Origin of the sequence: Caulobacter sp., assembly GCF_017744445.1 — a bacterium.
GTDB lineage: Bacteria > Pseudomonadota > Alphaproteobacteria > Caulobacterales > Caulobacteraceae > Caulobacter.
The window spans coordinates 147,911-171,676 of record NZ_JAGIBH010000004.1; the positions used below are offsets into that span (position 1 = coordinate 147,911).

The 23,766-nt window shown below is 67.8% G+C and carries 28 protein-coding genes; 13 read left to right on the forward strand and 15 right to left on the reverse strand.

Going from position 1 to position 23,766, the window contains the following annotated elements; genetic code table 11:
• Positions 1-88: 88 nt before the first annotated feature.
• Entirely contained in the window at positions 89-607 is a 519-nt protein-coding gene (locus tag J7528_RS07505) for a response regulator (protein ID WP_291872383.1), read from the forward strand.
• On the opposite strand, the gene J7528_RS07510 is transcribed toward J7528_RS07505, so the two are convergent.
• The gene (locus J7528_RS07510) at positions 604-1,554 is read right to left on the reverse strand and encodes a lysophospholipid acyltransferase family protein (RefSeq protein WP_291872384.1); all 951 of its coding nucleotides are present in this window, start codon (positions 1,552-1,554) and stop codon (positions 604-606) included. The genes J7528_RS07505 and J7528_RS07510 overlap by 4 nt on opposite strands.
• Before the next feature lie 126 nt (positions 1,555-1,680).
• Here J7528_RS07510 and J7528_RS07515 point away from each other — a divergent pair, with 126 nt between their 5' ends.
• Positions 1,681-2,070, forward strand: coding sequence for a helix-turn-helix transcriptional regulator (locus J7528_RS07515; protein WP_291872386.1), 390 nt, complete (start codon positions 1,681-1,683; stop codon positions 2,068-2,070).
• Between the two features lie 51 nt (positions 2,071-2,121).
• Positions 2,122-2,958, forward strand: coding sequence for a histidinol-phosphatase (gene hisN / locus J7528_RS07520; protein WP_291872388.1), 837 nt, complete (start codon positions 2,122-2,124; stop codon positions 2,956-2,958).
• Here hisN and J7528_RS07525 read toward each other — a convergent pair.
• From J7528_RS07525 to J7528_RS07540, 4 genes are all read right to left on the reverse strand, one after another.
• On the reverse strand, positions 2,933-3,916 hold the full coding sequence (locus J7528_RS07525) for an alpha/beta hydrolase (RefSeq protein WP_291872390.1): 984 nt from the start codon (positions 3,914-3,916) through the stop codon (positions 2,933-2,935). The genes hisN and J7528_RS07525 overlap by 26 nt on opposite strands.
• Before the next feature lie 7 nt (positions 3,917-3,923).
• Entirely contained in the window at positions 3,924-4,232 is a 309-nt protein-coding gene (locus J7528_RS07530; RefSeq protein WP_291872392.1) for an SCP2 sterol-binding domain-containing protein, read from the reverse strand.
• 158 nt (positions 4,233-4,390) lie between these two features.
• Positions 4,391-5,284 carry a methyltransferase gene (locus J7528_RS07535; protein ID WP_291872393.1) on the reverse strand — a complete coding sequence of 298 codons (894 nt, stop codon included), beginning with the start codon at positions 5,282-5,284 and terminating at the stop codon, positions 4,391-4,393.
• A gap of 46 nt (positions 5,285-5,330) precedes the next feature.
• Positions 5,331-6,173, reverse strand: coding sequence for a methyltransferase (locus J7528_RS07540; protein ID WP_291872395.1), 843 nt, complete (start codon positions 6,171-6,173; stop codon positions 5,331-5,333).
• 234 nt (positions 6,174-6,407) lie between these two features.
• Here J7528_RS07540 and J7528_RS07545 point away from each other — a divergent pair, with 234 nt between their 5' ends.
• Positions 6,408-6,869 carry an Hsp20 family protein gene (locus J7528_RS07545; RefSeq protein WP_291872397.1) on the forward strand — a complete coding sequence of 154 codons (462 nt, stop codon included), beginning with the start codon at positions 6,408-6,410 and terminating at the stop codon, positions 6,867-6,869.
• Positions 6,870-6,943: 74 nt separating this feature from the next.
• Here the strand turns inward: J7528_RS07545 and J7528_RS07550 are convergent, their stop codons facing one another.
• The 3 genes from J7528_RS07550 to gpmA all read right to left on the reverse strand — a co-directional run bounded on the left by J7528_RS07550 (position 6,944) and on the right by gpmA (position 10,361).
• Positions 6,944-8,206, reverse strand: coding sequence for a pentapeptide repeat-containing protein (locus J7528_RS07550; protein WP_291872399.1), 1,263 nt, complete (start codon positions 8,204-8,206; stop codon positions 6,944-6,946).
• A gap of 99 nt (positions 8,207-8,305) precedes the next feature.
• Positions 8,306-9,565, reverse strand: coding sequence for a pentapeptide repeat-containing protein (locus J7528_RS07555; RefSeq protein ID WP_291872401.1), 1,260 nt, complete (start codon positions 9,563-9,565; stop codon positions 8,306-8,308).
• Between the two features lie 82 nt (positions 9,566-9,647).
• The gene (gpmA, locus tag J7528_RS07560; RefSeq protein ID WP_291872403.1) at positions 9,648-10,361 is read right to left on the reverse strand and encodes a 2,3-diphosphoglycerate-dependent phosphoglycerate mutase; all 714 of its coding nucleotides are present in this window, start codon (positions 10,359-10,361) and stop codon (positions 9,648-9,650) included.
• Positions 10,362-10,510: 149 nt separating this feature from the next.
• Here gpmA and J7528_RS07565 point away from each other — a divergent pair, with 149 nt between their 5' ends.
• The 3 genes from J7528_RS07565 (at position 10,511) to J7528_RS07575 (ending at position 13,286) form a co-directional block, all read left to right on the forward strand.
• The gene (locus J7528_RS07565; RefSeq protein ID WP_291872750.1) at positions 10,511-10,738 is read left to right on the forward strand and encodes a hypothetical protein; all 228 of its coding nucleotides are present in this window, start codon (positions 10,511-10,513) and stop codon (positions 10,736-10,738) included.
• The gene (locus tag J7528_RS07570) at positions 10,735-11,691 is read left to right on the forward strand and encodes a KpsF/GutQ family sugar-phosphate isomerase (RefSeq protein WP_291872405.1); all 957 of its coding nucleotides are present in this window, start codon (positions 10,735-10,737) and stop codon (positions 11,689-11,691) included. The genes J7528_RS07565 and J7528_RS07570 overlap by 4 nt, the downstream gene beginning before the upstream one ends.
• 98 nt (positions 11,692-11,789) lie before the next feature.
• Entirely contained in the window at positions 11,790-13,286 is a 1,497-nt protein-coding gene (locus J7528_RS07575) for a phosphomannomutase/phosphoglucomutase (RefSeq protein WP_291872407.1), read from the forward strand.
• Here J7528_RS07575 and J7528_RS07580 read toward each other — a convergent pair.
• The gene (locus J7528_RS07580) at positions 13,283-13,897 is read right to left on the reverse strand and encodes a GyrI-like domain-containing protein (protein WP_291872409.1); all 615 of its coding nucleotides are present in this window, start codon (positions 13,895-13,897) and stop codon (positions 13,283-13,285) included. The two genes, J7528_RS07575 and J7528_RS07580, sit on opposite strands and share 4 nt — an antisense overlap.
• Positions 13,898-14,059: 162 nt before the next feature.
• Between J7528_RS07580 and J7528_RS07585 the strand changes: the two genes are divergently transcribed.
• From J7528_RS07585 to J7528_RS07600, 4 genes are read left to right on the forward strand one after another with little or no spacing between them, the layout of a single operon-like run.
• The gene (locus tag J7528_RS07585) at positions 14,060-14,887 is read left to right on the forward strand and encodes a helix-turn-helix transcriptional regulator (RefSeq protein WP_291872411.1); all 828 of its coding nucleotides are present in this window, start codon (positions 14,060-14,062) and stop codon (positions 14,885-14,887) included.
• 9 nt (positions 14,888-14,896) lie between these two features.
• Positions 14,897-15,334, forward strand: coding sequence for an acetyltransferase (locus J7528_RS07590; RefSeq protein WP_291872413.1), 438 nt, complete (start codon positions 14,897-14,899; stop codon positions 15,332-15,334).
• Between the two features lie 43 nt (positions 15,335-15,377).
• Complete coding sequence (locus tag J7528_RS07595; RefSeq protein WP_291872415.1) at positions 15,378-16,667, forward strand: amidohydrolase family protein; 1,290 nt, start codon at positions 15,378-15,380, stop codon at positions 16,665-16,667.
• Complete coding sequence (locus J7528_RS07600) at positions 16,667-17,299, forward strand: hypothetical protein (RefSeq protein ID WP_291872417.1); 633 nt, start codon at positions 16,667-16,669, stop codon at positions 17,297-17,299. Before J7528_RS07595 ends, J7528_RS07600 begins: the two co-directional genes overlap by 1 nt.
• Here J7528_RS07600 and J7528_RS07605 read toward each other — a convergent pair whose 3' ends face one another.
• The gene (locus tag J7528_RS07605) at positions 17,300-17,671 is read right to left on the reverse strand and encodes a response regulator (RefSeq protein ID WP_291872419.1); all 372 of its coding nucleotides are present in this window, start codon (positions 17,669-17,671) and stop codon (positions 17,300-17,302) included. It abuts the gene before it with no gap.
• 162 nt (positions 17,672-17,833) lie between these two features.
• Between J7528_RS07605 and J7528_RS07610 the strand changes: the two genes are divergently transcribed.
• Positions 17,834-18,736, forward strand: coding sequence for a 5'-methylthioadenosine/S-adenosylhomocysteine nucleosidase (locus tag J7528_RS07610; RefSeq protein ID WP_291872421.1), 903 nt, complete (start codon positions 17,834-17,836; stop codon positions 18,734-18,736).
• Here J7528_RS07610 and J7528_RS07615 read toward each other — a convergent pair.
• The 5 genes from J7528_RS07615 to J7528_RS07635 all read right to left on the reverse strand — a co-directional run bounded on the left by J7528_RS07615 (position 18,733) and on the right by J7528_RS07635 (position 22,940).
• Complete coding sequence (locus tag J7528_RS07615; protein ID WP_291872423.1) at positions 18,733-19,224, reverse strand: RES family NAD+ phosphorylase; 492 nt, start codon at positions 19,222-19,224, stop codon at positions 18,733-18,735. The two genes, J7528_RS07610 and J7528_RS07615, sit on opposite strands and share 4 nt — an antisense overlap.
• A gap of 6 nt (positions 19,225-19,230) precedes the next feature.
• A complete protein-coding gene (locus J7528_RS07620; RefSeq protein WP_291872425.1) occupies positions 19,231-19,581 on the reverse strand; it encodes an MbcA/ParS/Xre antitoxin family protein in 351 nt (116 codons plus the stop codon).
• A 64-nt stretch (positions 19,582-19,645) separates the two neighbouring features.
• Complete coding sequence (gene upp, locus J7528_RS07625; RefSeq protein WP_291872427.1) at positions 19,646-20,275, reverse strand: uracil phosphoribosyltransferase; 630 nt, start codon at positions 20,273-20,275, stop codon at positions 19,646-19,648.
• 32 nt (positions 20,276-20,307) lie between these two features.
• On the reverse strand, positions 20,308-22,476 hold the full coding sequence (locus tag J7528_RS07630; RefSeq protein WP_291872429.1) for a molybdopterin cofactor-binding domain-containing protein: 2,169 nt from the start codon (positions 22,474-22,476) through the stop codon (positions 20,308-20,310).
• Positions 22,476-22,940, reverse strand: coding sequence for a (2Fe-2S)-binding protein (locus J7528_RS07635; RefSeq protein WP_291872431.1), 465 nt, complete (start codon positions 22,938-22,940; stop codon positions 22,476-22,478). Before J7528_RS07635 ends, J7528_RS07630 begins: the two co-directional genes overlap by 1 nt.
• 180 nt (positions 22,941-23,120) lie before the next feature.
• On the opposite strand from J7528_RS07635, the gene J7528_RS07640 reads away from it, so the two are divergent.
• Positions 23,121-23,765, forward strand: a complete 645-nt coding sequence (locus J7528_RS07640) for a DUF47 domain-containing protein (protein WP_291872433.1) — start codon at positions 23,121-23,123, stop codon at positions 23,763-23,765.
• The last annotated feature ends 1 nt before the right edge of the window (position 23,766 follow it).

The window sequence follows — 23,766 nt, forward strand, 5'->3', positions numbered from 1 at the left end:
ATGCCGCCGATCGGGATAGGGGTCCGTCGGGGGAACGGACGCCAAGGTTCCGGTCTTTCCGCAAGATCCTTCAGGAGGCGGCTCCCGCATGTCGGCGGCGCTGGAAAAGCTGCGCTTTTTGCTGGTGGACGATAACCAGCATATCCGCTCGATCGTCTCGGCCATCCTCAAGGGTGTCGGCGTCCGCCACATCCGCGAGGCCATGGACGGCGCCGAGGGCTTGCAGATCCTGCGCGACTGGCAGACCGACATCGCCATTGTCGACTTCAAGATGTCGCCGCTGGACGGGGTGCAGTTCACCCAGCTGGTCCGCAACTCGCCCGACAGCGTCGACCCGTTCCTGCCGATCATCATGCTGACTGGCTTTGCCGAACGTCACCGTGTGTTCGAGGCTCGCGACGCCGGCGTGACCGAGGTGGTGGTCAAGCCGGTGACCGCCCGCTCGCTGCTGGATCGCATCAATACGGTGATCTACCACCCGCGGCCGTTCATCCGCTCGGCCGACTATTTCGGCCCGTGCCGCCGTCGCCGTGTCGACCCGCACCATCCCGGCCCCTTCCGCCGCGCCGACGAGAAGGACGCGGCCTCGGGCACGCTGGAGATCTAGGCTCCCTCTCCGCCTGCCGCCGCGCGTTCGCGCTCGGCCAGCTCCGCATAGACCTCGTTCGGCCAGCGCCGGTGGACCCAGAACCACTCGGCCGGCCGCTCGCGGATGCGATCCTCCATGAAGGCGTTGATCATCCGCACCCCGGCCTCGATATCGGCCGTGCGATCGCCGGTGCTGGGCGGGACGATCGGCTCGTGCACCACCGCCCGGAAATAAGCGCCCTTCACCCGCTGCACCGACATGGTCTGCAGGACCGTGCCAAAACGGATCGCCAGACGCGTGGGCCCCGGCGCGGTGCGGGAATCGTGGCCGAAGAACGGGGCCGCCACGCCGCTGTTGAACTTCTGGTCGTTCATCAGCGCGACCGACCTGCCCTCGTTCATGCCCCGCAGCAGCTCACGCGAGCCGTCGCCGCCCTTGGGCGCGAACAGGCGCACGCCATAACGGAAGCGGCTGTCGCGGATGCGCTTGTCGACATAGGGATTGTTGGCCGCGCGATAGGTCATCTCGCAGATCACGCCGCTGTCGACGATGGCGGCCGGCATGACCTCCCAGTTCGACAGGTGGCCTGAGACGAACACCACCGGGATCTTCTGCTCGGCGATCTCATTCAGGCGCTCGGCGTTGACCACCTCGACCCGGCCGGTCGACGGCAAGATCTTGTCCATCAACGGGAATTCGGCGAACGAACGGCCCAGCCCCTCCCACTGCTCCTCCAGGATGCGGGCGTGCCAGGCGGCGTCCTTGTCGGGGAAGGCCAGCTTCAGATTGCGCGTGGCGACCTTGTGCGCCCCGCTCATCGGCCCGAACGTCTTGCCCAGCCAACCACCGAAGTCCGAGGCGCGGTCCACGCCCATCAGGCGCACCGCGCCGATAAAGAGGTCGAAGCCCAAGGCCTCCAACCGCCACAGAAGGTCCTGAACCCAAGGCTGACGCTTATCCGACATGGCTCCTAAGTAGGCTGCCCCGCACGTATCGCGCAACGTGGCTTCGCCCGGCACGCGACTTGCGGCTGTCAGCCCAGACCGTTCCGTTTCGGGACGGGTCGAGAAAAGCTAGGGGGCACGGCTTCCATGGGTAACGACATCGATACGCATCTGGGCAAGCGTCTGCGTCGCCGCCGTCGTCTGCTGGGCCTGACCCAGCAACAACTGGCGGGGGCCGTCGGCGTTCGGTTCCAGCAGATCCAAAAGTACGAGTGCGGCGCCAACCGCATCTCCGCCGCGCGTCTGTGGCAACTGTCCGAGGCCCTGGAAGTGCCGGTTGGCTACTTCTACGACGGCCTGTCGGACGTGCGCCGCGAGAACACCGGCGAGTCGGCCGAGGGCGGCGAAATGTTCGCGCGCAAGGAGACGCTGGACCTGATCCGCGCCTACTACCTGCTGGGCGAGCGTCCGCGCCGTCGCCTGCTGGACCTGGCCAAGTCGCTGAACGGCGGCGGTCCCGAGCACGCCGACGCGTAAGTTGTCCGTGTGAGCTAGCGTACCTAGGGCGGGGGCGTTAAACCCCGCCCCATGACGCTCTCCGCTGACACGCTCGCGGCGCTCGACGCCTTCATCATCGACCTGAACCGCGCTTCGGCGCAGGTGATCCTGCCGCTGTTCCGGGCCGACCACGGCCTTGAGGACAAGGGGGCGGGCAAGAACCTGCCGCGTGACACCCACGCGGCGTTCGACCCGGTGACCGAGGCCGACCGCGGCGCGGAAGCGGCGATCCGCAAGCTGATCACCGAGCGCTATCCCGAGCACGGCGTGATCGGTGAAGAGTACGGCGAGGACCGTCCGGACGCCGAGTTCGTCTGGGTTCTGGACCCGATCGACGGCACGCGCGCCTTCATCTCGGGCCTGCCGCTGTGGACCACTCTGATCGGCCTGCGCCATCAGGGTCGCCCCGTGCTGGGCTCGATCGGTCAGCCCTATATGGACGAGATCTTCGTCGGCCACGCTGGCGGCTCTCGCCTGTTGGCGCGCGGCCAGGAGACGCCGCTGCGCGTGCGCGAATGCGCCGACCTGACCGACGCCGTCATCGCCACCACCGACGCCGACGCCTGCTTCGACGGGGCCGAGCGCGGCGCCTGGCTGCAGGTGCGCGCGGCCGCCAAGCTGGCGCGCCAGGGCTGCGACGCCTATGCCTACGCCATGGTCGCCATGGGCAAGATGGACATGGTCATCGAGGCCGGCCTGAAGTCCTGGGATATCGAGGCCGCCATCCCCCTGATCGAAGGCGCTGGTGGCCTGGTCACCAACTGGCGCGGCGAGCCCATCGGCCCGAACGGCGGCCAGATGGTCATCTCCGGCGACCGCCGTCCGCTGGACGAGGCGCTGGTCAGTCTGAAACGTTCGGCGAAATAAGCGGCTCGCGCGGCGCAACGGGATCGACGGTCTCGTCGAACGCCTTCCAGAAGATGGCGCGACGGGGATCGGTCTCGATCAAAACCTCGTGGAACGCGCCGGGGACCTCGACATAGCGGCCCTTGCGGATGCGCCCTGCGATCGCCTGGGCGTCTGAATTCAGCACGCGGTTGTCGAGTTCGGCCCCGACGATGGTGACCGGCGTGGCGATGGCCTCGACGCCCTTGCTGGTCCTCAGCCAGGCGCAGGCCGAGATGGCGAAATCCGCCCAGCCCCAGGTCATGCCGCCCAGCGCGATCTCGGGATCCGCGCGCAGCTGGTTCTGGTAACGATCGTAGCGCGTCTCGTCGTGGGTCAGGCCATCGCCCTGGAAGGTCTGGACCAGCGGATCGTAGGGCGCCGACACATAGTCCCCGGCCCTGCCGATACGGGACATGGTCCAGGCCAGGGGTTTGGCCAGCCAGGGCGGCACGCCGGCCGTGTTGAGGCCCAGCATGGGCGCCGACAGCACCGTGGCCGAAAACCGCGTCTCGCCGTGGGCCAGGGCCAGCATGGTCAGGCAGCCGCCCATCGAGTGGGAGACCGCGACCCACGGCTTGGGCATCCGCGTCTCGAACGCGTCGAGCAGCGCCTTGTAGTCGGCGATGAAGGTCTTGAAGCCCCGGGCGTGGCCCCTGAGGCGGTCCGGCAGCGCGCGGGCCGACAGCCCCTGCCCTCGCCAGTCATGCAGCAGCACAGCGAAGCCGCGCGCCAGGAGGTCGTCGACGACTTCGAAATACTTCTCAAGCGGCTCGCTGCGCCCGGGGCTGAGCACCACCGTTCCGCGCGCGGGACCATCCGGGAAAAACGTCGCGGCGCGGAGGGTCGCCCCATCCGCGCCGCGAAACCATTCGGCCTTGCCAGAAGCGGGAACCGGAGCCTCGGGTGTCGAGACCAGACGCGCCGGTTCTTCCGTCATCTTCGGCTTAGCGCATCTTGGCGAACAGAGCGCCCATCTTGGGCTGCAGGGCCATGGCCGTGCCCATGTCCGACAGCTTCAGCTTGCCCGTCATGACGGCCATGGTCGGGTCCAGCGAGCCGGCGCCGATGGCCAGCAGGTCGTCCAGGCTGAGCGTCATGGTCAGGTCGGCCGGCTTGTCTTCGTTGGTCACCGAACCGCCGTCGATGTGAATGACGCCGGCGTCCTTCAGGTCGAACTTCAGGCTCTTGCCCAGGCCGCTGTCGTCGCCCACGGCGCCCTTGATGCGGTCGGTGATCTCTTGAATCGTGGCCATATGCGCGATCTCCCTCTGCGCGAGTTGTTACGAAAAGCTAGACCGGGCCGCCCGGTTAAGTAAACACCGTTCAGACGACCCAGGCTGTTATTTCTTCCCCTGATAGAAGGCGACCCTAGTCGGGGTTTTTGTCAACTTTACCTGCGCGGCAGGCCCCGTCATTTCGGCTTCATGAACTTGAGGGTCATGCGGTCGCTCTCGCCGATCGCGTCGTACTTGGCGTGGTCGAAGCCGGGTTCGGCCGGCTCGCCGCGCGGCGCCGACAGGCGCGTGGGCGGCAGGGTCCAGACGCCGAACGGATGGTCCTTGGTGTCCTTGGCGTTGGCGTTGATCTCGCTGGCCGCGACCAGCACGAAGCCGGCCTCCTTGGCCATCTGGATCACGTAGTCCTGCTGGACATAGCCGTCCTCGGCCAGCACGTCCTGCACCCGGCCCGGCTCGCCGCGGTGCTCCTCGACGCCCAGGATGCCGCCGGGCTTCAGAGCCGCCAGGGCGTCCTTGAAGGCCTTCTCGGCGATGCCGCCGGCCATCCAGTTGTGCAGGTTGCGCAGGAAGAGGACGAGGTCGACCGTGCCGCCCGGCGCCACCGGACCGCTGGTGGGGCCGAAGGCGGTGAACTGCACGTCGCCATAGACCTTCTTCTTCTCGGTCAGCTTGCGACGATAGCCCTCGGCGATCTCGGCGGCGGCCGGATCGGCGGGGTCGGTCTGCAGCAGGGCCTCGTAAAGGTGACCCTTCGTGTCGGCCAGGTACGGCGCCAGGATATCGGTGTACCAGCCCGCCCCGGGCCAAAACTCCACGACCGTCTGGCCGGGCTTGAGATCCCAGAACTTCAGCGTCTCGACGGGATGGCGCCAGACGTCGCGCGCGCGGTCCTCGGACCGGCGCCAGTCGCCGGCCACCACCGCCTCGATCGTCTTGGGCCCGGCCTTCTCGGCGGCTTTCGCCTCGACCTTGGCCGGATCGTTCTTCTTGCCGCAAGCGGTGAGCGCCAGCGCACTAACGCCGGCCAGCACCCCACGCCGCGACCAATTCCGAGCTGGAAGCATCATTCCCCCGTAACGCGTCCAGCAAGATGCCGGTCGACCTTGGCCAAAGTCAGGCCGGCTTCTTGAAGCGCAGGGTCATGCGGTCGCTTTCGCCGATCGCGTCGTACTTGGCGCGATCGAAGCTGGGATTGGCCGGCTGGCCGCCCGGCGCGGTGCGCTTGGTCGGCGGCAGGGTCCAGACGCCAAAGGGATGGTCCTTGGTGTCCTTGGGATTGGCGTTGATCTCGGACTTGGCGTCCAGCTTGAAGCCGGCCTTCTCGGCCAGGGCGATCACGGTGGCGGTGTTCAGGTAACCGTCGGCGCCGGCGTCCTTTTCCGAGCGCGGGTCGGCGCGGTGATCCTCGATGGCCAGGATGCCGCCCGGCTTCAGCACCGCGAAGAAGTCGGCGAACACCTTGTCGGCCATGCCCGGCGCCTGGGTCCAGTTGTGGACGTTGCGGGCGGTCAAAACGAGGTCGGCCGAGCCCGGCGCGCCCAGCGGGCCCGAGACCGCGCCGAAATTGGCGTATTGCGGCTTGCCGTACTTGGCGGGATCGGAGAACCGAGTCTCGAAGTCGGCGCGGCCTTTCTTGGCCCCTTCCGAGATCTTCGGGTTCGACAGGTCGGCGACGGCGGCGACGTACGTGCCGCCCGTGGCCTTGGCGTACGGAGCCAGTATCTCGGTCCAGTAGCCGCCGCCGGGCGAGATCTCGATCACGGTCTGCTTGGGCTTGAGGCCCCAGAAGTCCAGGCTCTCGACCGGGTGGCGCGCGCCGTCGCGGGCGACGTCGCCAGCGGGGCGGTTCGGCGAGGCGACGGCGGCCTTCAGGGCCGCATCGGTGGAAGCGAAGGCGGCGGGCGCGGCCAGGGTCAGGGCGGCGGCCAGCAACAGGACGTGACGGCGAAGCGGCATGGGGACGTGTCCTTCGGCGAAGATTGGAGGCGCGACCTTAGCCGGGGGAACCGGTGCGTCAAACGATTCACGTTCTTTGAGCTGGAGCCCCCTTGAACCCGAAAATCCGCTCACCAACTAGTTTCACGAAGGCGCTGGAAACCCGGGCCTTCCGGACCACCTGGCGATGCCGATTTCGGGTCGCCGACGGGACGAACATTCAAAGACCTTGCTTGATAAGAAGGATCTAGACCTATGCGTACGATCGACCTTTCGCCCCTGTACCGCTCGCTCGTTGGCTTTGACCGCCTCGCCGACCAGCTGGACGCCGCCGCCCGCACCGAAGCGGCTTCGGGCTATCCCCCCTACAACATCGAACGCACCGGCGAGAACGACTACCGCATCGAGATCGCGGTGGCCGGTTTCAAGCCGGAAGAACTGAACGTCGAGGTGAAGGAAAACCTGCTGACCGTCACCGGTCGCAAGGCCGCCAACGATGGCGACGCCAAGCAGTACCTGCACCGCGGGCTCGCCGAGCGTAACTTCGAGCGCAAGTTCCAGCTGACCGACTACCTGGTGGTGGTCGACGCCGATCTGTCGAACGGCCTGCTGTCGATCGCGCTGAAGCGTGAATTGCCGGAAGCCCTCAAGCCCCGCACCGTGGAGATCAAGTCGGCTCCGTCCTCGACCCTGATCGAAGGCGAAAAGGCCGCCTAATCGGCGACCTCTGTTTCTGATCCCCACTCCCCTCTGAACTTGGGCGGCGCAGCGATGCGCCGCCTTTTTCATGTTCAGCGCACGGAGAGGTCCAGGCCATGGACCCGGGTCAGGTCCACCTTGCGGAAGCTGGTCTTGCCGACACGCGCGCCGGTCAGGTCGGCTCCACGCAGGTCGGCGTCGTCGAACACCGCCTCGCTGAGGTCGGCGGCCTGGACCATGGCGTAGCGCAGGCGGGCTGCTTGCAGGTTGGCCACGGTCTGGCGCTCGGGCCCCAGCGGCAGCGGCGCCAGGATCGCCTGGCGCAGGTCGGCCTTGGTCAGGTTGGCGCCGGTCAGGCGAGCCCCGCGCAGATCTGCGCCGCGCAGGTTGGCCCCGCGCAGGTCGGCGTTCTGCAGGTTCGCGCCTTGCAGCTGGACGCCCGACAGGTCCAGCCCCACCAGGCACGCGCCCTTGGCGTTCAGCGCGGTCAGGCGCAGGCCTTTCAGCCGATCGCCCAGCGGACGCAGGTCCTCGCCGTCGAGACGGGCCGGCTGGCCTTCCTTGCCGCCGGTCTGGCACCAGCGCTGATTGTCCATGCAACGCTTGTAGAGCTCTTCGGCCTTGGCCACCGCCTCGCGGGTCGAGGTCTGCAGCACGCCGTTCATGCTGGCGCCGCTGACGCGGGCGGTAGAGGTGTCGACCCCCGTCATCACCGCGCCCGACAGGTTCGCCCCTTCCAGGTTGGCGCCCTTGACGTCGGCCCCGTCCAGGATGGCCCCGGCCAGGTTGGCTTCCTTGAGGTTCGCGCCCGACAGCTTGGCGCCGCGCAGCGAGCAATCACTAAAGTCGGCCTTGAACGCCGAGACGCCCTCGAACTGCGAGCCGTCCAGGGTGGCGCCCGAGAAGTTGACCTCGTCGACCTCGCCCTGGCGCGTCTCGTGACGCAGGGTGTCCAGCCCCTTGCGGGGATGCGGGATGGCGACCTGGCCTTCGCGGAAGTCGGCCTGGGTCAGGTCGGCCTGGGCCAGGTTGGCGCCGCGCAGGCAGGCGCCGCGCAGGTCGGCGCGCACCAGGGAGGCCTGGCGCATGTCGCTGGTCCGCAGGTCGCAGCCGAACAGGCTGGCGCGATCAAGCTTGGTGCGGACCATGCGGCAGCCTTCAAGGATGGAGGCGGTCAGGTCGGCGTCGGTCAAATTCCGAAACGACAGATCTAGGCCCGACAGCTGCACGAAGCGTAGGGAGGCGCGTTTGCCCCCCTGCTTGCCGGTAACGAATTTCTCGTGCGCCGTTACGATCATGTCGAGCTCGGCTTGGCTCAGGCGTCGCCGCCCGGCCACGCTTTGCGCGGCGTTCATAACGATGGTCCCCGTTAGTGTTCTTTTGTGTGTTACGCGGACTGTAGCGGCGATGGACGAGTGAACAGTTAAGCCTGCGTCCGAATGTCGCGAAAATTTCTAGAGAACGTCGTCCAATCCGCGCGCCGCCATGCGGATCGCGCCGGTCAGATCGATGTCCTTGAGCTGAGCTCCCGTGAAGTTGGCGCGCGAGACGTCGGCCCCGGCCATGCGGGCCTGGCGCAGGTCGGCGCGCGCGAAATCGGCATTGGTCAGGATGGCGCCCGTCAGGTCGCACGGCAGCACGCGATCGGCGGCGATCAGCAGCGGCCCCAGCTGGGCGTCGCGCAGGTCCGAGCCGGTCAGCTTGGCGCCCTTCAACCGCGCGCCGCGCAGGTCGGCCCGGCGCAGGTTGCAGGCCCGCAGGTCCGCCCCTTCCAGCTGGGCGCCCTGCATCTGAACGCCTTCCATGTCCAAACCGTAGAACACCGCCGCCTTGGCCGAGAGGGCCGTCAGGTTGTAACCGCGGATCGAGCGCAGGTTCCGCAGGTCGGCCTTGTCGAACACCGAAGGCTTGCCCTCGCCGCCCCCGGTCTCGATCCACTTGGCGTGGTCGGCGATCATCTGCTCGTACGGCAGGTCCGAGACGCTGGTGCCCGACGGCTTGTCGGTCAAAGCGCCTTCCATGTTGGTGTCGTTGACGTTCCACGACATGGTCTTGGCGCCGACCAGGACCGTATTGCGCAGGTCGGCCCCGGCCAGGTTGGCGCCCGACAGGTCGGCGCCGGCCAGGTTCGCCCCGTTGAAATTGGCTTGCTTGAGGTTGGCGCGGACCAGCTTGGCGTCCTTCAGGATCGCGTCGCTGAAGTCGGCCTTGGTCGCCACGATGCCCGACAGGCGCGAGCGCTCCAGATTGGCGCCCGACAGGTTGGCGCCGCTGGCATAGGCCTCGCGCTGGGTCAGCTCGATGACCTTGTAGCCTTCCTTGCGATCGGCGGCGGCGATCGTGCCCTCGCGCAGATCGGCCTCGAACATGTCGGCGCCGGTCAGGTTGGCGCCGCGCAGGCTGGAGCCGCGCAGGTCGGCGCGACGCAAGGACGCGTCGGTCAGGTCCGCGCCCTGCATGTCGGCGCCGTAGCAGTTGGCGTTGTCCAGCTTGGTCTTGCGCAGGTCGCAGCCGACCATGATCGCGCCGGTGAAGTCGGCGTCGCACAGATTGCGGCCCGTCATCGACAGGCCCGACAGGTCGCAGAAGGCGAAGACGGCGCGCGCCCCGCCCATCCGGGCCGACCACAGGCGATCGTGCTTGGCGCAGATGACGTCAACGTCATACTGCGTCAGGCGCTTGTATTCCTGGGTGTTGGGCGCTGGCGCGCTCATGTCTGGCATGGAATCCCGTCGTGAGGGATCACCATGCGCAGACCAAAATTAACGCCGTGTTTCCAACAGCTTCCGGTGAAGCTTAGGCGACCGAAGGCAGCGCTTCGGCGCGGCTTTCGTCCAGGTAGCGGGCGCCCGTCGGCTTCAACCCGGCGTCCAGTTCGATGACCAGCGGATTGCCCGTCGGGATCTCGACGCCGACGATCTTGTCGTCCGGCACGTTGAACAGGTGCTTGACGATGGCGCGCAGCGAATTGCCGTGCGCGGCGATCAGCAGGGTCTCGCCGGCCTCCAGGTGCGGCGCGATATCGCTCTCCCAGTACGGCAGCACGCGGACCAGGGTGGTGGCCAGGCTCTCGGTCGACGGCAGGGTCGCGCCCTTGTAGCGGCGATCCTTGCTGAAGTCGTACTCGCCGCCCGGGGCCAGTTCCGGCGGCGGCACGTCGTACGAACGGCGCCAGATGGTGACCTGGGCCTCGCCGTGCTTCTCGGCGGTCTCGGCCTTGTTCAGGCCGGTCAGGCCGCCGTAGTGGCGCTCGTTCAGGCGCCAGTCCTTGGTCACCGGCACGAAGCTCTGCTTGGCGGCGTCCAGGGCCAGGTTGCCCGTGCGGATGGCGCGGGTCTGGACCGAGGTGAACAGGTGGTCGATGTTGATGCCGGCGGCGGCGATCAGCTCGCCGCCCTTCTTGGCCTGGGCCTCGCCCTCGGCGGTCAGGTCGACATCGACCCAGCCCGTGAAGCGGTTTTCCAGGTTCCACTGGCTCTGGCCATGGCGGAGCAGGACAAGCGTCGGCATCGGGCTTCCTTATAGACTGGGGAGGTATGGGCGCGGGCTAAGGCCAGGCGGGCGCAGCGTCAAGCGCCGATGCCGCGCCCTCTCCCGTCATCGCCTCTCCCTCGCCCTAAAGGCCGTGCTATAGGCGGACCATGCCGGATCGTTTCTTCATGCCGCTGATGGGGCTTATCGCCCTGGCCCTGATCACCTTTTCGCTCGTCTGGCCGCAGGGCGAAGGCGACCGCTCGTGGGGGCCGTTCGGCCACACGCCGGTGCAGCAGACGCCCGAGATGAAGGCCAAGCTGCAACGCGAGAAGGACGCCGCCGCCCGTCGCGACGAAGCCGCCAAGAAGGCCGTCGAGGCCGCCAGCCAGATGCCCGACCAGGTCCCCCAATGAGCGACTTCAATGCCGTCGCCATCGGCCGCCGCGTGCTGAGCACCGAGGCCGACGCCCTGCGCACCCTGGCCGACTCGCTGGGCGAGGCCTTCACCCGCGCCGTCGAGACGATGTTCAACGCCAAGGGCCGCATTGTCTGCACCGGCATGGGCAAGTCCGGCCACGTGGCCCGCAAGATCGCCGCCACCCTGGCCTCGACCGGCGCCCAGGCGATGTTCGTTCATCCGGCCGAGGCTTCGCACGGCGACCTCGGCATGATCGGCCCCGATGACGTAGTGCTGGCTCTGTCGAAGTCGGGCGAGGCGCGCGAGCTGTCGGACGTCATCGCCTACGCCAACCGCTTCTCGATCCCGCTGATCGCCATGACCGCGTTCGAAGACAGCCAGCTGGGGCGCGGCGGCAATATCGTGCTGCTGCTGCCCGATGCGCCAGAGGCCACGGCCGAGGTCAACGCCCCGACCACCTCCACCACCCTGCAGATCGCCCTGGGCGACGCGCTGGCGGTGGCTCTGCTGGAGCGGCGCGGCTTCACGGCCAGCGACTTCCGCGTCTTCCACCCCGGCGGCAAGCTGGGGGCCATGCTGCGTACGGTCGGCGACCTGATGCATGGGGACGACGAGCTGCCGCTGATCGGCCTGGACGCGCCGATGCCCGACGCCCTGCTGGTGATGAGCGAAAAACGCTTCGGCGCGGTCGGCGTCGTCGATGGCGCGGGCGCCCTGGCCGGCATGATCACCGACGGCGACCTGCGCCGACACATGGACGGCCTGCTGACCCATTCGGCCGGCGAGGTCATGACCAAGGCTCCGCTGACCATCACGCCCGGCGCCCTCGCGGCCGAGGCGTTGAAGATCATGAACGACCGCCGCATCACAGTGCTGTTCGTGGTCGAAGCTGATCGCCCCGTGGGCATCCTGCATGTTCACGACCTGCTTCGCGCCGGCGTGATCTAAGTCACATCTGATTTTATCGAACTTTGTCATGCGAACGCGCTAGTCGCGCGGGCTTCGCACGGCTAAAGCCACACCATCTCAACTGAAGCGAGCTTTCGATGTTCTCCGCGCCCCGCGCCGATCTCGTTGCGAATACCGCCGCGTATGAAAACGAACCGCTGGTCAAGGCGACCGGCTTCCGCGAGTACGACGCGCGCTGGCTATTCGGGCCCGAGATCAACCTGCTGGGCGTGCAGGCGCTGGGCCTGGGCCTGGGCACCTACATCCACGAGCTGGGCCAGTCGAAGATCGTGGTCGGCCACGACTTCCGCTCGTATTCGACCTCGATCAAGAACGCCCTGATCCTGGGCTTGATCAGCGCCGGCTGCGAGGTCCACGACATCGGCCTGGCCCTGTCGCCCACCGCCTACTTCGCCCAGTTCGACCTCGATATCCCGTGCGTGGCCATGGTCACCGCCAGCCACAACGAGAACGGCTGGACCGGCGTGAAGATGGGCGCCCAGAAGCCCCTGACCTTCGGTCCCGACGAGATGAGCCGCCTGAAGGCGATCGTCCTCGGCGCTGAGTTCGTCGAGCGCGACGGCGGCAAGCTGATCCGCGTGCAGGGCGAGGCCCAGCGCTATATCGACGACGTCGCCAAGCGCGCCAGCGTCACCCGTCCCTTGAAGGTCATCGCCGCCTGCGGCAACGGCACGGCCGGCGCCTTCGTGGTCGAGGCCCTGCAGAAGATGGGCGTGAGCGAAGTCGTCCCGATGGACACCGATCTCGACTTCACCTTCCCCAAGTACAATCCCAATCCCGAAGACGCCGAGATGCTGCATGCGATGGCCCATGCCGTCCATGAGACCAAGGCCGACCTGGCCTTCGGCTTCGACGGCGACGGCGACCGCTGCGGCGTGGTCGACGACGAGGGCGAGGAGATCTTCGCCGACAAGATCGGCCTGATGCTGGCCCGCGACCTGGCCCCGCTGAACCCCGGCGCGACCTTCGTCGTGGATGTGAAGTCGACGGGCCTCTACGCCACCGACCCGATCCTCCAGCAGCACGGCTGCAAGGTCATCTACTGGAAGACCGGCCACAGCTACATCAAGCGCAAGAGCGCCGAGCTCAATGCTCTGGCCGGCTTCGAAAAGAGCGGCCACTTCTTCATGAACGGCGACCTGGGCTACGGCTATGACTGCGGCCTGACCGCCGCGGCCGCCATCCTGGCCATGCTGGATCGCAATCCGGGCGTGAAGCTGTCGGACATGCGCAAAGCCCTGCCGGTGGCCTTCACCTCGCTGACCATGAGCCCCAAGTGCGGCGACGAGGTGAAGTACGGCGTCGTCGACGACGTGGTGAAGGAATACCAGGACCTGTTCGCCGCCGGCGGCTCGATCCTGGGCCGCAAGATCACCGAGGTGATCACCGTCAACGGCGTGCGCGTGCACCTGGAAGACGGCTCGTGGGTCCTGGTCCGCGCCTCCTCGAACAAACCCGAGGTGGTGGTGGTGGTCGAGAGCACCCAGTCGGAAGACGACATGCGCGCCCTCTTCCGCCAGGAAGTGAAGCCGCGCCTGGGCGACCGCGTCGGCAAATATAACCAAGAGATCTAGGCGACAGCCCGAACCGGCTGGCGGAGCAGCGTCCTCAGCTTCTCCGCCGGCGTCCGGCGCGGGTCATTGAGATAGATCTCGTGGTGCAGCCCGGCCGGCGTCAGGCCGTTGGCGGGCAGGAACCGCTTGTGCAGGGCCTCCAGCGCGGGACCCTCTTCGTCATAGGCTCCAACGTGCAGGGCCTGGACCGACCGGCCCTCCTCCAGGCGCTCGAAGCTGACGGCCTCCAGCGCCTTGCCCTTGGCCCGCGCCTTCTCGATCGCCCGCATGGCGACCGGCGCATCGATGAAGTCCGGCGTCGCGATCATCATCCGCCACCGCCAGCGGTCCTTCCGCCGAGTGACGAAGTCGTCCATGTCGTCGGCCCACCACAGCCCTTCCAGCGGCGGCACGACATAGTCGCGTCCCATCGCGGCCTTGGTCAGGAATTTCAGGGTGTACGACGCCGCGTACAGCGTCTCGATCGCGGCCTCATAGGCCGGCGAGGTGTTGGGATCGCCTTCGCCCTCGACCGCCAGATAGCTCATCGGCGGCACGTCGACGATCACGAACCGCCCGCGCGGGGCGTTGTACAGCGCCGGCAGCACCGCCTTCAGGTCGATCTTTTCCAAACGCACGCTCCCTCAGCGCGATGAGATTGGACGGCCTCGAGCCCGAACCTGTCAGCAGTGTCCGGTCCAACCTTTTGCGACGACTAGCGCTCTGGGCGCGACCAGATCAGCATGACCTCGCAGGTCATGGTTCCGTCGGAGCCCGACGGTTAGGGAGCGCGCATGACGTCCAGCCAGGTTAGGAAGTCCCATCCGCCCGTCGGGGTCTTGCTGCGCGAGTGGCGGGCGGCGCGGCGGCTCAGCCAGCTGGACCTGTCACTGGACACCGGCGTCTCGACCCGCCACCTGTCGTGCGTCGAGACCGGCAAGGCCCAGCCCAGCCGCGAGACCCTGGCCCGCCTGGCCGACGCCCTGGACATGCCGCTGCGCGAGCGCAACGCCCTGCTGCTGGCCGCCGGCTATGCGCCGCAATACTCGGAAAATACCCTGGTCACCCCGGCCCTGGAGCGGATGCGCGAGGCGATCGAGCTGATCATCGCCCACCAGGAGCCCTACCCGGCCTTCGTCATCAACCGTCACTTCGACGTGCTGATGGCCAACACCGCCGCTCAGCGGGTCAACGCCCTGCTGATGCGCGGCCAGCAGAGCCCGCACAGCAACCTGCTGCGCCAGGTGTTCGACCCCGACGATTTTCGCAAGGTGATCGTCAACTGGCCCGAGGTCGCCCAGAAGTTCCTGCGCCACCTGCACGCCGACATCGCCGCCGTCCCCTCCGACACCACCGCCCAGGCTTTGCTGGACGAGGTGCTGGCCTATCCCGATGTGCCGGCCCGCTGGCGCTTCCGAGACGTAGAGGAAGAGCCGGCCCCGGTCTTGAACCTGATCTTCCAGAGTGATCTCGGTGAGCTGCGGTTCTTCGAGACCATCACCACCTTCGCCGCGCCGCGCGACATCACCCTGGACGAGCTGCGGATCGAGTGCGCCTTCCCGGCCGACGCCCACACCGCCGAGGTATGCGCGTGGCTGGCGCGGGAGGCTCCGGCGGGCTAGACCGCCGCCATGATCAAGCTCCGCCCTTCCCGGCCCGAAGACGGCCCGCGCGTCGTCGAGATCTGGGCCGCCGCCGTCGATGCGACCCACGACTTTCTCTCGCCCGAGGACCGCGCCGCGATCGGCGCCGAGGTCGAAGGTTTCCTGCCCTACGCGCCCATGACCCTGGCCGTCGACGACCGGGACCGGCCGCTGGGCTTCATGCTGATCGACGAGGGCCACATGGAGGCGCTTTTCATCGATCCCGCCCATCGCGGGGCGGGCATCGGCGCGATCATGATCGACTACGCTCTGGCCGTTCATCCCGCCCTGACCACCGACGTCAACGAACAGAACACCCAGGCCGTCGGCTTCTACGAGCACATGGGTTTCGAGCGCACCGGCCGCTCCGAATTGGACAGCCAGGGCCGGCCCTACCCGCTGATCCATCTGCGCTTTGGCGCCTGAGCCGATTTCGGCTTAGCTGGGCGCCTCAACCGTAGAGTCGTTCATGCGCCGCCTGATCACCGCCCTCGCCCTGACCCTCGCGCCCGGCCTCGCCCAGGCCGCGCAGCCGATCCTGCTGAAGCCCGCCCGCGTCTGGACCGCCGAGAACGCCGGCCCGCCGCGCGAGGGCTGGGCGGTGCTGGTCAAGGACGGCAAAATCGCCGCCGTGGGTCCGGCCGCCCAGATCGATGCCCAAGTGGATGCTAGGGGCGCCGAAATCGTCGACCTGCCCGGCGCGACGGTGATCCCGGGCCTGATGGACCTGCACAGCCACCTCTTCCTGCATCCCTACAACGAGACCCTGTGGGACGATCAGGTGCTGAAGGAGACGCCGACCTACCGCACGCTGCGGGCGGCGGTGCAGGCCAAGGCGACGCTGGAGGCCGGCTTCACCACCCTGCGCGACCTGGGCACCGAAGGCGTCGGCTCGGCCGACGTGCCGCTGCGCAAGGCGATCAATGACGGGCTGATCCCCGGTCCGCGCCTGTTCGTAGCGACCAACGCCATCGTGGCCACCGGCTCGTACGGCCCGGCCCGCAAGAACTACAACCCCGAGGCCGAGTTGCCCCAGGGCGCCCAGGAAGCCAGCGGCGTCGCCGAGGTGGTCAAGGCCGTGCGCGAACAGGCCGGCGCGGGGGCGGACTGGATCAAGGTCTATGCCGACTATCGCATCGGCCCAGATGGCTCGACCCAGCCGACCTTCTCGATCGAGGAGCTGAAGGCCCTGGTCGAGGCGGCCCATTCCAGCGGCCGGCCGGTCGCCGCCCACGCCTCCAGCGACGAGGGCATGCGCCGGGCGGTGCTGGCCGGCGTCGACACCATCGAGCATGGCTATGGCGGCAGCGACGCCACCTTCAAGCTGATGGCCGAGAAGGGCGTGGTGTTCTTCCCCACCCTGACTGCGGTCGAGAGCACCTCGACCTATTTCGGCGGCTATGTCGCCGGCAAGACCCCGCCGACGGCGGCGATGAACAACGCCGACCGCGCCTTCAAGCTGGCCGTGAAGAACGGCGTCACCATCGGCATGGGCAGCGACGTCGGCGTGTTCAAGCACGGCGACAACGCCCGCGAGCTGATCTGGCTGGTCAAGGAGGGCATGACGCCAGTGCAGGCGCTGCTGGCCGCCACCGCCGTCGACGCCAAGGTGCTGGGCCGCGCCAATGACCTGGGCCAGCTGAAGCCCGGCTACCTGGCCGACATCGTCGCCGTTCAGGGCGACCCGACCCAGGCGATCGAGGCGACGCGCGACGTCGTCTTCGTCATGAAGGGCGGCCAGGTGGTGAAGCGACCGTGATGCGCGCGCCGTTCGCTCTCCTGCTGCTCGCCCTCGCCGGTCCGGCCATCGCCCAAACGGACCAGGGCACGATGCAGCAGCACGACACCTTCCGCGACGCCGCCACCGCGCCGCTCGAGGACCTGAACCTCAAGCAGAAGAGCATCCCGGCGGTGCTGCAACGCGCCGTCGCCGATCCCTATGACATGACCGGCCTCTCCCGCTGCGAACCCATCGCCGCCGAGATCGGCCGGCTGGACGCGGCCCTGGGTCCCGACCTCGACGAGGCCCCGCCGCCGGACAACCGCTCCAAGGGCAAGAAGGTCGCCGACGCGGCCTATGGCGTCGGCGTCTCGGGCGTGCGGGACACGACGCGGGATGTGCTGCCGTTCCGTAGCTGGATCCGCAAGCTGACCGGCGCGGCCAAGCACGACAAGGCGATCGCGAAAGCTATCCAGTCCGGCGGCGTGCGGCGCGGCTATCTCAAGGGCGTCGGCATGCGGATGAACTGCGCCCCGCCGGCCGCGCCCAGCTGGTTCGTGCCCGTCGAGGTCAAGAAGCCCGCCGCGTCGACCAAGGCGCCCAGCCTGTTCGAGAACTTCCTGGCCTGGTGCAACGAGACCCTGGCCTGGCTGAAGGGCCTGATCGGCTAGCTACTTCAGCATCGCCCGCACTTCGCCAACCAACTTGGGGCCGTCGAACGGCTTCATGACATAGCCCTTGGCGCCGAGTTGCATGGCCTGGACGATGCGGTCGAAGCGCCCGTCGCCGGTCAGCATCAGCACGGGGATGGCGGCGGCGTCGGATTCCTTCAGGGTCTTCAGGGCGTCCAGGCCGCTCAGGCCCGGGATGCGCACGTCCAGCAGGATGGCGTCCGGCTTGCGGCCGGCGATGGCCGCGATCAGCCGCGCGGCGTCCGAAAAGCCCACCACTTCCAGCCCGTCACGGGCCAGAAAAGCCTCGATCAGCTCCAGCGTCGGCTCGTCGTCGTCGGCGACGTAGATCAGCGGCACGCTCTTGGACATCGATTGCATAGACTCGGTGTTCGACGCTGCACGCCGTTCGAGCGGTTGAAGCTCAAGATGGTTGAGGCGTCAAACCACGTTCTTAGGTTTGGCCCGCTTTGCGCCTAGACGCTTGGGTCCGCGTCGCCGGGCGGCTAAGGCTTGGCCATTCAAGGAGTCGCCATGCGCCTGCCCGCCTTTTTTCTCGCCTGCCTGTTCCTGGTCGCCTCGCCGGCCTTCGCTCAGCGCCTGGACGAGACCCCGCGCGTGGCCGTGATTTCGGCCTTCCCGCCCGAGATCGGCGCCCTGAACGCGGCGACCGGCGAGCAGAAGACCTATGACGTCAACGGCGTTCAGTTCATGACCGGCAAGCTGGAGGGCAAGCCAGTCGTGGTGTTCCTCAGCGGCGTGTCGATGGTCAACGCGGCCATGACCACCCAGATGGCGTTGGACCGCTTCAACATCACCCGCATCGTCTTCTCGGGCATCGCCGGCGGCGTCGACGAGAGCCTGGACATCGGCGACGTCGTGGTCGCCGACCAGTGGGCCCAGAACCTGGAAAGCGCCTTCGCCCGCGAGACCGACAAGGGCTTCGAGGTCCAGTCGTTCATCCGCAACAGCGACCTGGCCAACTACGGCATGATCTATCCGCGCGGGATCGTTCTCCCTGGCGACGCCCTGGGCGCTCCGGCCCGCGTCTGGTTCCCGGCCGATCCGGCCCTGCTGACCACCGCCCGCAAGGTCGCCGCCGAGGTCGCCCTGCAGCGCTGTGCCGCCGGCAAGTGCCTGGTCCATCCGCCCAAGGTGGTGGTGGGCGGCAAGGGCGTCTCGGCCCCGGTGTTCCTGGACAACGCCGCCTACCGCAAGTACCTGCGCGCCACCTTCGACGCCCGCGTGGTCGATATGGAAAGCGCCGCCGTCGCCCATGTGGCCTTTGTCAGCAAGACCCCCTTCATCGCTTTCCGCAGCCTGTCGGACCTGGCCGGCGGCGGCGCGGGCGAAAACGAGATGGGAACCTTCATGGCCCTGGCCTCGGACAATTCCGCCACGGTGGTGAAAGCGTTCGTGAAGGCGCTGCCGAACTAGCCCAGCCGCTGCTCGTCGTCGATCAGGGTCAGGCGTGACGGCGGGCCCTCGCCCCATGAGAACAGGACCAGGTTGAGATCGTCGGGCCGCGCCCCACGCGCGAAGCTTCTGACCAGCAGGCCCTGATAGCCGGCCTCGACCAGGCGTCGCGCGAAGGCCTGGGGCCTGGCCTCGCCTTTCGCCTTCATCTGATCGCGCCAGCCGGCGTCGGCTAGGCCATCGTCGTCCATGTCCTGAGCGGTCAAGGCGGCCATGTCGCGCGTGTCGAACACCCGCTCGATCTCGGCGTCGTAGGACACGAGCGTGGTGGGTTGCAGCGACCCGGCCTGGTTGGCTTCGCGCAGCGCGGTCATGACGCTCAGCGACGCGTAGAGCGCCGGCGTGCCCTTGGCGTTGAAGCGGCCGCCATAGAGCTGCGCCCCACGGCCGGACAGTGGCTGACGGGCATAGATCGGGTTCAAGGCGCGATAGAGCAGCCCGCGATACATGCGAGGCTAGGCGTGGACGCCGGCGTCGACGGCGTCGACATAGTCCAGCACCTCGTCGATGCGCCCCTCGCGGACCAGTTGCATGGCCGTCTGGCCCGAGAAACCCGGCAGCGGCTCGGAGCGATACCAGGCGTAGGCGATCAGCTCGGAGCCAAAGCGCGGCTCGACCTTGTTGATGACCTCTACCATCTCGCGCAGGCGACGCTGGGTCTTGGCCGAGCGCGAGCGCTCCTGACGCACGACCGCGTCACGGCCCAGGCCGGCCGTGCGGGCGACTTCCTCGCTGGTCGTGCGCAGGACGTCGGCGATCTTGCGCGGGGCGAAGAAGCCGTCGTCGGCGTATTTGGCTAAACCCATGGCGATGACCTTTCATTGCCACTCAGGATGACGAATATAGCGTCAATTCAAGTGGCAAACAAGATCAGCGCGTGCCGAAGGTTCGATCGCCGGCGTCGCCCAGGCCCGGCACGATGTAGCCGTGCTCGTTCAGCGTGGCGTCCACCGCCGCCGTCCAGATCGGCACGTCGGGGTGGGCGGCTTGCAAGGCCTCGACGCCAGGCTGCGCCGCCAGCAGGCAGACGAAGCGCAGGTTGGTGACGCCCTTTTCCTTGAGGCGGGTAATGGCCGCGATGGCCGAGTGGCCCGTGGCCAGCATCGGGTCGACCACGATGACCAGGCGGCCGGCGATGTCTTCGGGGGCCTTGAAGTAGTATTCGACCGCCTCCAGCGTATCGTGGTCGCGATAGAGGCCGATATGGGCCACGCGGGCGGACGGGACCAGGTCCAGCATGCCCTCGCACATGCCCAGTCCCGCCCGCAGGATTGGGGCGAAGACCAGCTTCTTGCCGGCGATCTCATAGGCCGTGGTCGGGGCGACCGGGGTCTCGATCCGCACCGGATCCATCGGCAGGTCGCGGGTGATCTCGTAGCAGATCAGGGTCGCGACCTCGCGCATCAGGGCCCGGAAGGTCTTCGTCGAGGTCTGCTTGTCGCGCATCTTGGTCAGCTTGTGCTGGACCAGCGGGTGGTTGACGACGGTGACCTGCGACATGGAAGAGCCCTGCTAGAAAATACCCTCCGGTCCTAGGCCAGTTGGTCCCCCACCGGCAAGTTGCGGATGCGCTTGCCCGTCGCGGCGAAGATGGCGTTGCACAGCGCCGCCGGGGCCGGCGGATACGCCGGCTCGCCCAGGCCCGTCGGATTGTTGTCCGAAAGCTTGAAATGGACCTCGACGTCGAAAGCGTCAGCCATGCGCAGCAGCGGGAAGTCGCCGAAGTTGCTCTGGGTCGTCGCCCCGCCTTCGAAGGTGATCTCCTGGGCCAGGGCCGCGCCGACGGCGTCCAGCACCGAGCCCTGAACCTGCTGCTCGGCGCCCTTGGGGTTGATGATCTGGCGGCCGCAGTCGGCGGCGGCCCAGGCCTTGTCGACCTTCAGCGCGCCATCCTTGACGGTCACCTGGATGACCACCGCCACATAGCCCATGTGGCTGTAGTGGCAGGCCACGCCCATGCCCGTTCCGGCCGGCAGCTTGCGGCCCCAGCCGGACTTCTCGGCGACCAGGTCCAGCACGCCGCGCATGCGGCCGGTGTGGAAGCTGTCGCCCTTGCCCGCCTCGCCCAGCAGGCGCGGTGCGCCCAGCAGGTCGCGGCGGAAGGCGACGGGATCCTGGCCGGCCGCCTGGGCAAGCTCGTCGGTGAAGCTCTGCAGCACGAAGCCGAAGGCGTTGTTGCCCGGCGCCCGCAGCGGCCCGGTCGGCATGCCCAGCGGCATGACCGAGACCTGGACGCGGTAGTTGTCGACCGCCCGGCACGGGAACTGGGTGGCGTTGAAGCCGGCGCTGGAGTTGAAGCGCTCGCCCTCGCCGAAGCTGACGAAGTGATCGTTCCAGGCCACCAGCTTGCCCGAGGCGTCCAGGCCTGCCGTCAGGTTGTGCCAGCCGCCCGGGCGGTAGAAGTCGTGCTGGATGTCGTCCTCGCGCGTCCAGATCAGCTGGACCGGGACGCCGGCCTTGGCCGCGATGGCGGCGGCCTCGACCATGTAGTCGTTGTTCAGCCGCCGGCCGAAGCCCCCACCGCCGCGCACCAGGTGGATGGTGATGGCCTCTTCCGGCACGTTCAGAGCGGCGGCGACCAGCTTGCGGCCGGGCTCGGGGTTCTGGGTCGGGGCCCAGATCTCGACCTTACCGTCCTTGACCACCGCCGTGCAGTTCTGCGGCTCCAACGGCGCGTGGGCGATGAAGGGATAGCTGTAGGCGGCGCTGACCGTCTTGGCCGCGCCCTTCAGGGCGGCGTCGACGTCCCCGTCGGCGCGGTCGACGCGCTGCGGGGGGGCCTTGGCCAGCTCGGCGGCCTTGGCGGCGAAGGCCGCGCTGCTCTGGGCCGAGGTCGGGTGCTCGGCCCATTTGATCTCGAGCGCCTCACGCCCCTTCCGCGCCGCCCACCAGCTGTTCGCGACCACCGCCACGCCGGGCAGCAGGCCGTTGAGGTTGGCCCCGCCCTCGATCACGAAGGCGTCCTTGACGCCCTTGACCGCCTTGGCCGGCGCCAGATCGACCGACGCCACCTTGGCCCCGAACACCGGAGCCTTGGCGAAGGTGGCGAACAGCATGCCCGGCACGCGGGTGTCGATGCCGTACAGCGGCTTGCCCTTGGTGATGGCGTCGAGGTTCTGGCTCTTGTGGCTCTGGCCGATGATCCGAAAGGCCTTGGGGTCCTTCAGGGTCAGGGTCTTGGGATCGGGGGCCGGCAGCTTGGCGGCGTCCTCGACCAGCTCGCCATAGGCCGCGCGGCGATTGCCGGCGATCACGACGCCCCGGTCGGTCGAGCAGCTGTCGACCGGCACGTTCCAGCGCGTGGCGGCGGCCTGGATCAGCAGGGCGCGAACCGTCGCGCCGACGCGGCGCAGGCCGTCATACTCGAGTGTCGTTGCCATGCTGCCGCCGGCCACCTGGCGGCCGTAGACCTTGGTGTCGGCGATGGCCTGCTCGACCGTGACGGCCGACCATTCGACGTCCAGTTCCTCGGCGATCAGCATCGGCAGCGAGGTCTTGATCCCCTGCCCCACCTCCGGGACCTTCGAGGCGATGGTCACCTTGCTGTCCGCGCCGATGCGGACATAGGCGTTGACCTGGGTCGCGCCGGCGGCATGGCCCTCGGCGGCCATGGTGAAGCTAAGCATCAGGCCGCCGCCGGTCGCGGCGCCGGTCTGCAGCACAAAGCGGCGGGTCGGGTCGCGCAGGATCTCGCCGTCCATCACGCCTTCTCCTGGCCGGCGGCCACCTTGATCGCCTTCTTGATACGGATGTACGTCGCGCAGCGGCACAGGTTGCCGTTCATCGCCGCGTCGATGTCCTCGTCGGTCGGCTTGGGCTTTTGCGTCAGCAGCGCCGTGGCCGACATGATCTGGCCGGCCTGGCAGTAGCCGCACTGGGGCACGTCGATGGCCTTCCAGGCCTCCTGCACCTTGGCCCCGACCGGCGACTTGCCGATCCCCTCGATGGTGGTGACCTTCTTCTTGCCCACGCTCTCGATCGGCGTGATGCAGGCTCGGACCGGCGCGCCGTCCAGATGCACCGTGCACGCCCCGCATAGGGCCGCCCCGCAGCCGTACTTGGCGCCGACCAAGCCCAGCGTGTCGCGCAGCACCCACAGCAGGGGCGTATCGCCGTCGACATCCGCTGTCTTGGTCTCGCCGTTGACGCTCAGCGTGAAGGCCATGACGCCCGCTCCCGTACTCCAGAGGTTGCGGCCGATCCTGCCCTAACGGCGCCGTTGGCGCGAGAGCTGTCACATAACTTTCACAGATAGGATTTGACGGGCAAATCCTTCCGTGGTTCCGGTGCGCCGCGCGCGATCCGTCCACGGACGACCGCCATTTCGCAGCAAGGAAAGACGCTGATGCTGGGCTTGTTCAAGGCCGTCATGCCGAAGGAAGACGCCTTCTTCGACCTGTTCTCCGCCCACGCCCGCACGTTGGTCGCCGGCGCCGAGGCTCTGCACGACATGACCGCGGGCGGCGACGCCGTCGAGGCGGCCAGCGCGCGGGTCTACCAATACGAGGACGAGGCCGACGAGGTCACCCGCCAGGTGATGGTGGCCGTGCGCCGCAGCTTCATCACCCCGTTCGACCGCAGCGACATCCAGAGCCTGACCACCTCGCTGGACGACGCCATCGACCAGATGCGTAAGACCGCCAAGGTCGTGAACCTGTTCGAGGTCAAAACCTTCGAGCCGCAGATGCGCGAGATGACCCGCATCATCGTCGAGGCCGCCAAGCTGACGGAAGAGGCTGTCGCCCTGCTGCCCAAGATGCGCCTGAATGCGCAGAAGCTCAGCGAGATCGCCGTGCGCATCACCGAGATCGAGGAACAGTCGGACGTCATGTACGACGAAGGCCGCAAGGCGCTGTTCCTGGCCAATCGCCAAGGCGACCCGATGGCCTTCATCGTCGGCGTCGACATCTACAGCCACCTGGAGAAGGTCATGGACCGCTTCGAGGACGTGGCCAACCGCATCAGCGGCATCGTCGTCGAACAGGTCTGAT

Excerpts from the sequence above, each read along its gene's own strand:
- J7528_RS07505 (WP_291872383.1), top strand. The coding sequence starts at position 89 with ATGTCGGCGGCGCTGGAAAAGCTGCGCTTTTTGCTGGTGGACGATAAC.
- J7528_RS07510 (WP_291872384.1), bottom strand. The coding sequence starts at position 1,554 with ATGTCGGATAAGCGTCAGCCTTGGGTTCAGGACCTTCTGTGGCGGTTG.
- J7528_RS07515 (WP_291872386.1), top strand. The coding sequence starts at position 1,681 with ATGGGTAACGACATCGATACGCATCTGGGCAAGCGTCTGCGTCGCCGC.
- hisN (WP_291872388.1), top strand. The coding sequence starts at position 2,122 with ATGACGCTCTCCGCTGACACGCTCGCGGCGCTCGACGCCTTCATCATC.
- J7528_RS07525 (WP_291872390.1), bottom strand. The coding sequence starts at position 3,916 with ATGACGGAAGAACCGGCGCGTCTGGTCTCGACACCCGAGGCTCCGGTT.
- J7528_RS07530 (WP_291872392.1), bottom strand. The coding sequence starts at position 4,232 with ATGGCCACGATTCAAGAGATCACCGACCGCATCAAGGGCGCCGTGGGC.
- J7528_RS07535 (WP_291872393.1), bottom strand. The coding sequence starts at position 5,284 with ATGATGCTTCCAGCTCGGAATTGGTCGCGGCGTGGGGTGCTGGCCGGC.
- J7528_RS07540 (WP_291872395.1), bottom strand. The coding sequence starts at position 6,173 with ATGCCGCTTCGCCGTCACGTCCTGTTGCTGGCCGCCGCCCTGACCCTG.
- J7528_RS07545 (WP_291872397.1), top strand. The coding sequence starts at position 6,408 with ATGCGTACGATCGACCTTTCGCCCCTGTACCGCTCGCTCGTTGGCTTT.
- J7528_RS07550 (WP_291872399.1), bottom strand. The coding sequence starts at position 8,206 with ATGAACGCCGCGCAAAGCGTGGCCGGGCGGCGACGCCTGAGCCAAGCC.
- J7528_RS07555 (WP_291872401.1), bottom strand. The coding sequence starts at position 9,565 with ATGAGCGCGCCAGCGCCCAACACCCAGGAATACAAGCGCCTGACGCAG.
- gpmA (WP_291872403.1), bottom strand. The coding sequence starts at position 10,361 with ATGCCGACGCTTGTCCTGCTCCGCCATGGCCAGAGCCAGTGGAACCTG.
- J7528_RS07565 (WP_291872750.1), top strand. The coding sequence starts at position 10,511 with ATGCCGCTGATGGGGCTTATCGCCCTGGCCCTGATCACCTTTTCGCTC.
- J7528_RS07570 (WP_291872405.1), top strand. The coding sequence starts at position 10,735 with ATGAGCGACTTCAATGCCGTCGCCATCGGCCGCCGCGTGCTGAGCACC.
- J7528_RS07575 (WP_291872407.1), top strand. The coding sequence starts at position 11,790 with ATGTTCTCCGCGCCCCGCGCCGATCTCGTTGCGAATACCGCCGCGTAT.
- J7528_RS07585 (WP_291872411.1), top strand. The coding sequence starts at position 14,060 with ATGACGTCCAGCCAGGTTAGGAAGTCCCATCCGCCCGTCGGGGTCTTG.
- J7528_RS07590 (WP_291872413.1), top strand. The coding sequence starts at position 14,897 with ATGATCAAGCTCCGCCCTTCCCGGCCCGAAGACGGCCCGCGCGTCGTC.
- J7528_RS07595 (WP_291872415.1), top strand. The coding sequence starts at position 15,378 with ATGCGCCGCCTGATCACCGCCCTCGCCCTGACCCTCGCGCCCGGCCTC.
- J7528_RS07600 (WP_291872417.1), top strand. The coding sequence starts at position 16,667 with ATGCGCGCGCCGTTCGCTCTCCTGCTGCTCGCCCTCGCCGGTCCGGCC.
- J7528_RS07605 (WP_291872419.1), bottom strand. The coding sequence starts at position 17,671 with ATGTCCAAGAGCGTGCCGCTGATCTACGTCGCCGACGACGACGAGCCG.
- J7528_RS07610 (WP_291872421.1), top strand. The coding sequence starts at position 17,834 with ATGCGCCTGCCCGCCTTTTTTCTCGCCTGCCTGTTCCTGGTCGCCTCG.
- J7528_RS07615 (WP_291872423.1), bottom strand. The coding sequence starts at position 19,224 with ATGTATCGCGGGCTGCTCTATCGCGCCTTGAACCCGATCTATGCCCGT.
- J7528_RS07620 (WP_291872425.1), bottom strand. The coding sequence starts at position 19,581 with ATGGGTTTAGCCAAATACGCCGACGACGGCTTCTTCGCCCCGCGCAAG.
- upp (WP_291872427.1), bottom strand. The coding sequence starts at position 20,275 with ATGTCGCAGGTCACCGTCGTCAACCACCCGCTGGTCCAGCACAAGCTG.
- J7528_RS07630 (WP_291872429.1), bottom strand. The coding sequence starts at position 22,476 with ATGGACGGCGAGATCCTGCGCGACCCGACCCGCCGCTTTGTGCTGCAG.
- J7528_RS07635 (WP_291872431.1), bottom strand. The coding sequence starts at position 22,940 with ATGGCCTTCACGCTGAGCGTCAACGGCGAGACCAAGACAGCGGATGTC.
- J7528_RS07640 (WP_291872433.1), top strand. The coding sequence starts at position 23,121 with ATGCTGGGCTTGTTCAAGGCCGTCATGCCGAAGGAAGACGCCTTCTTC.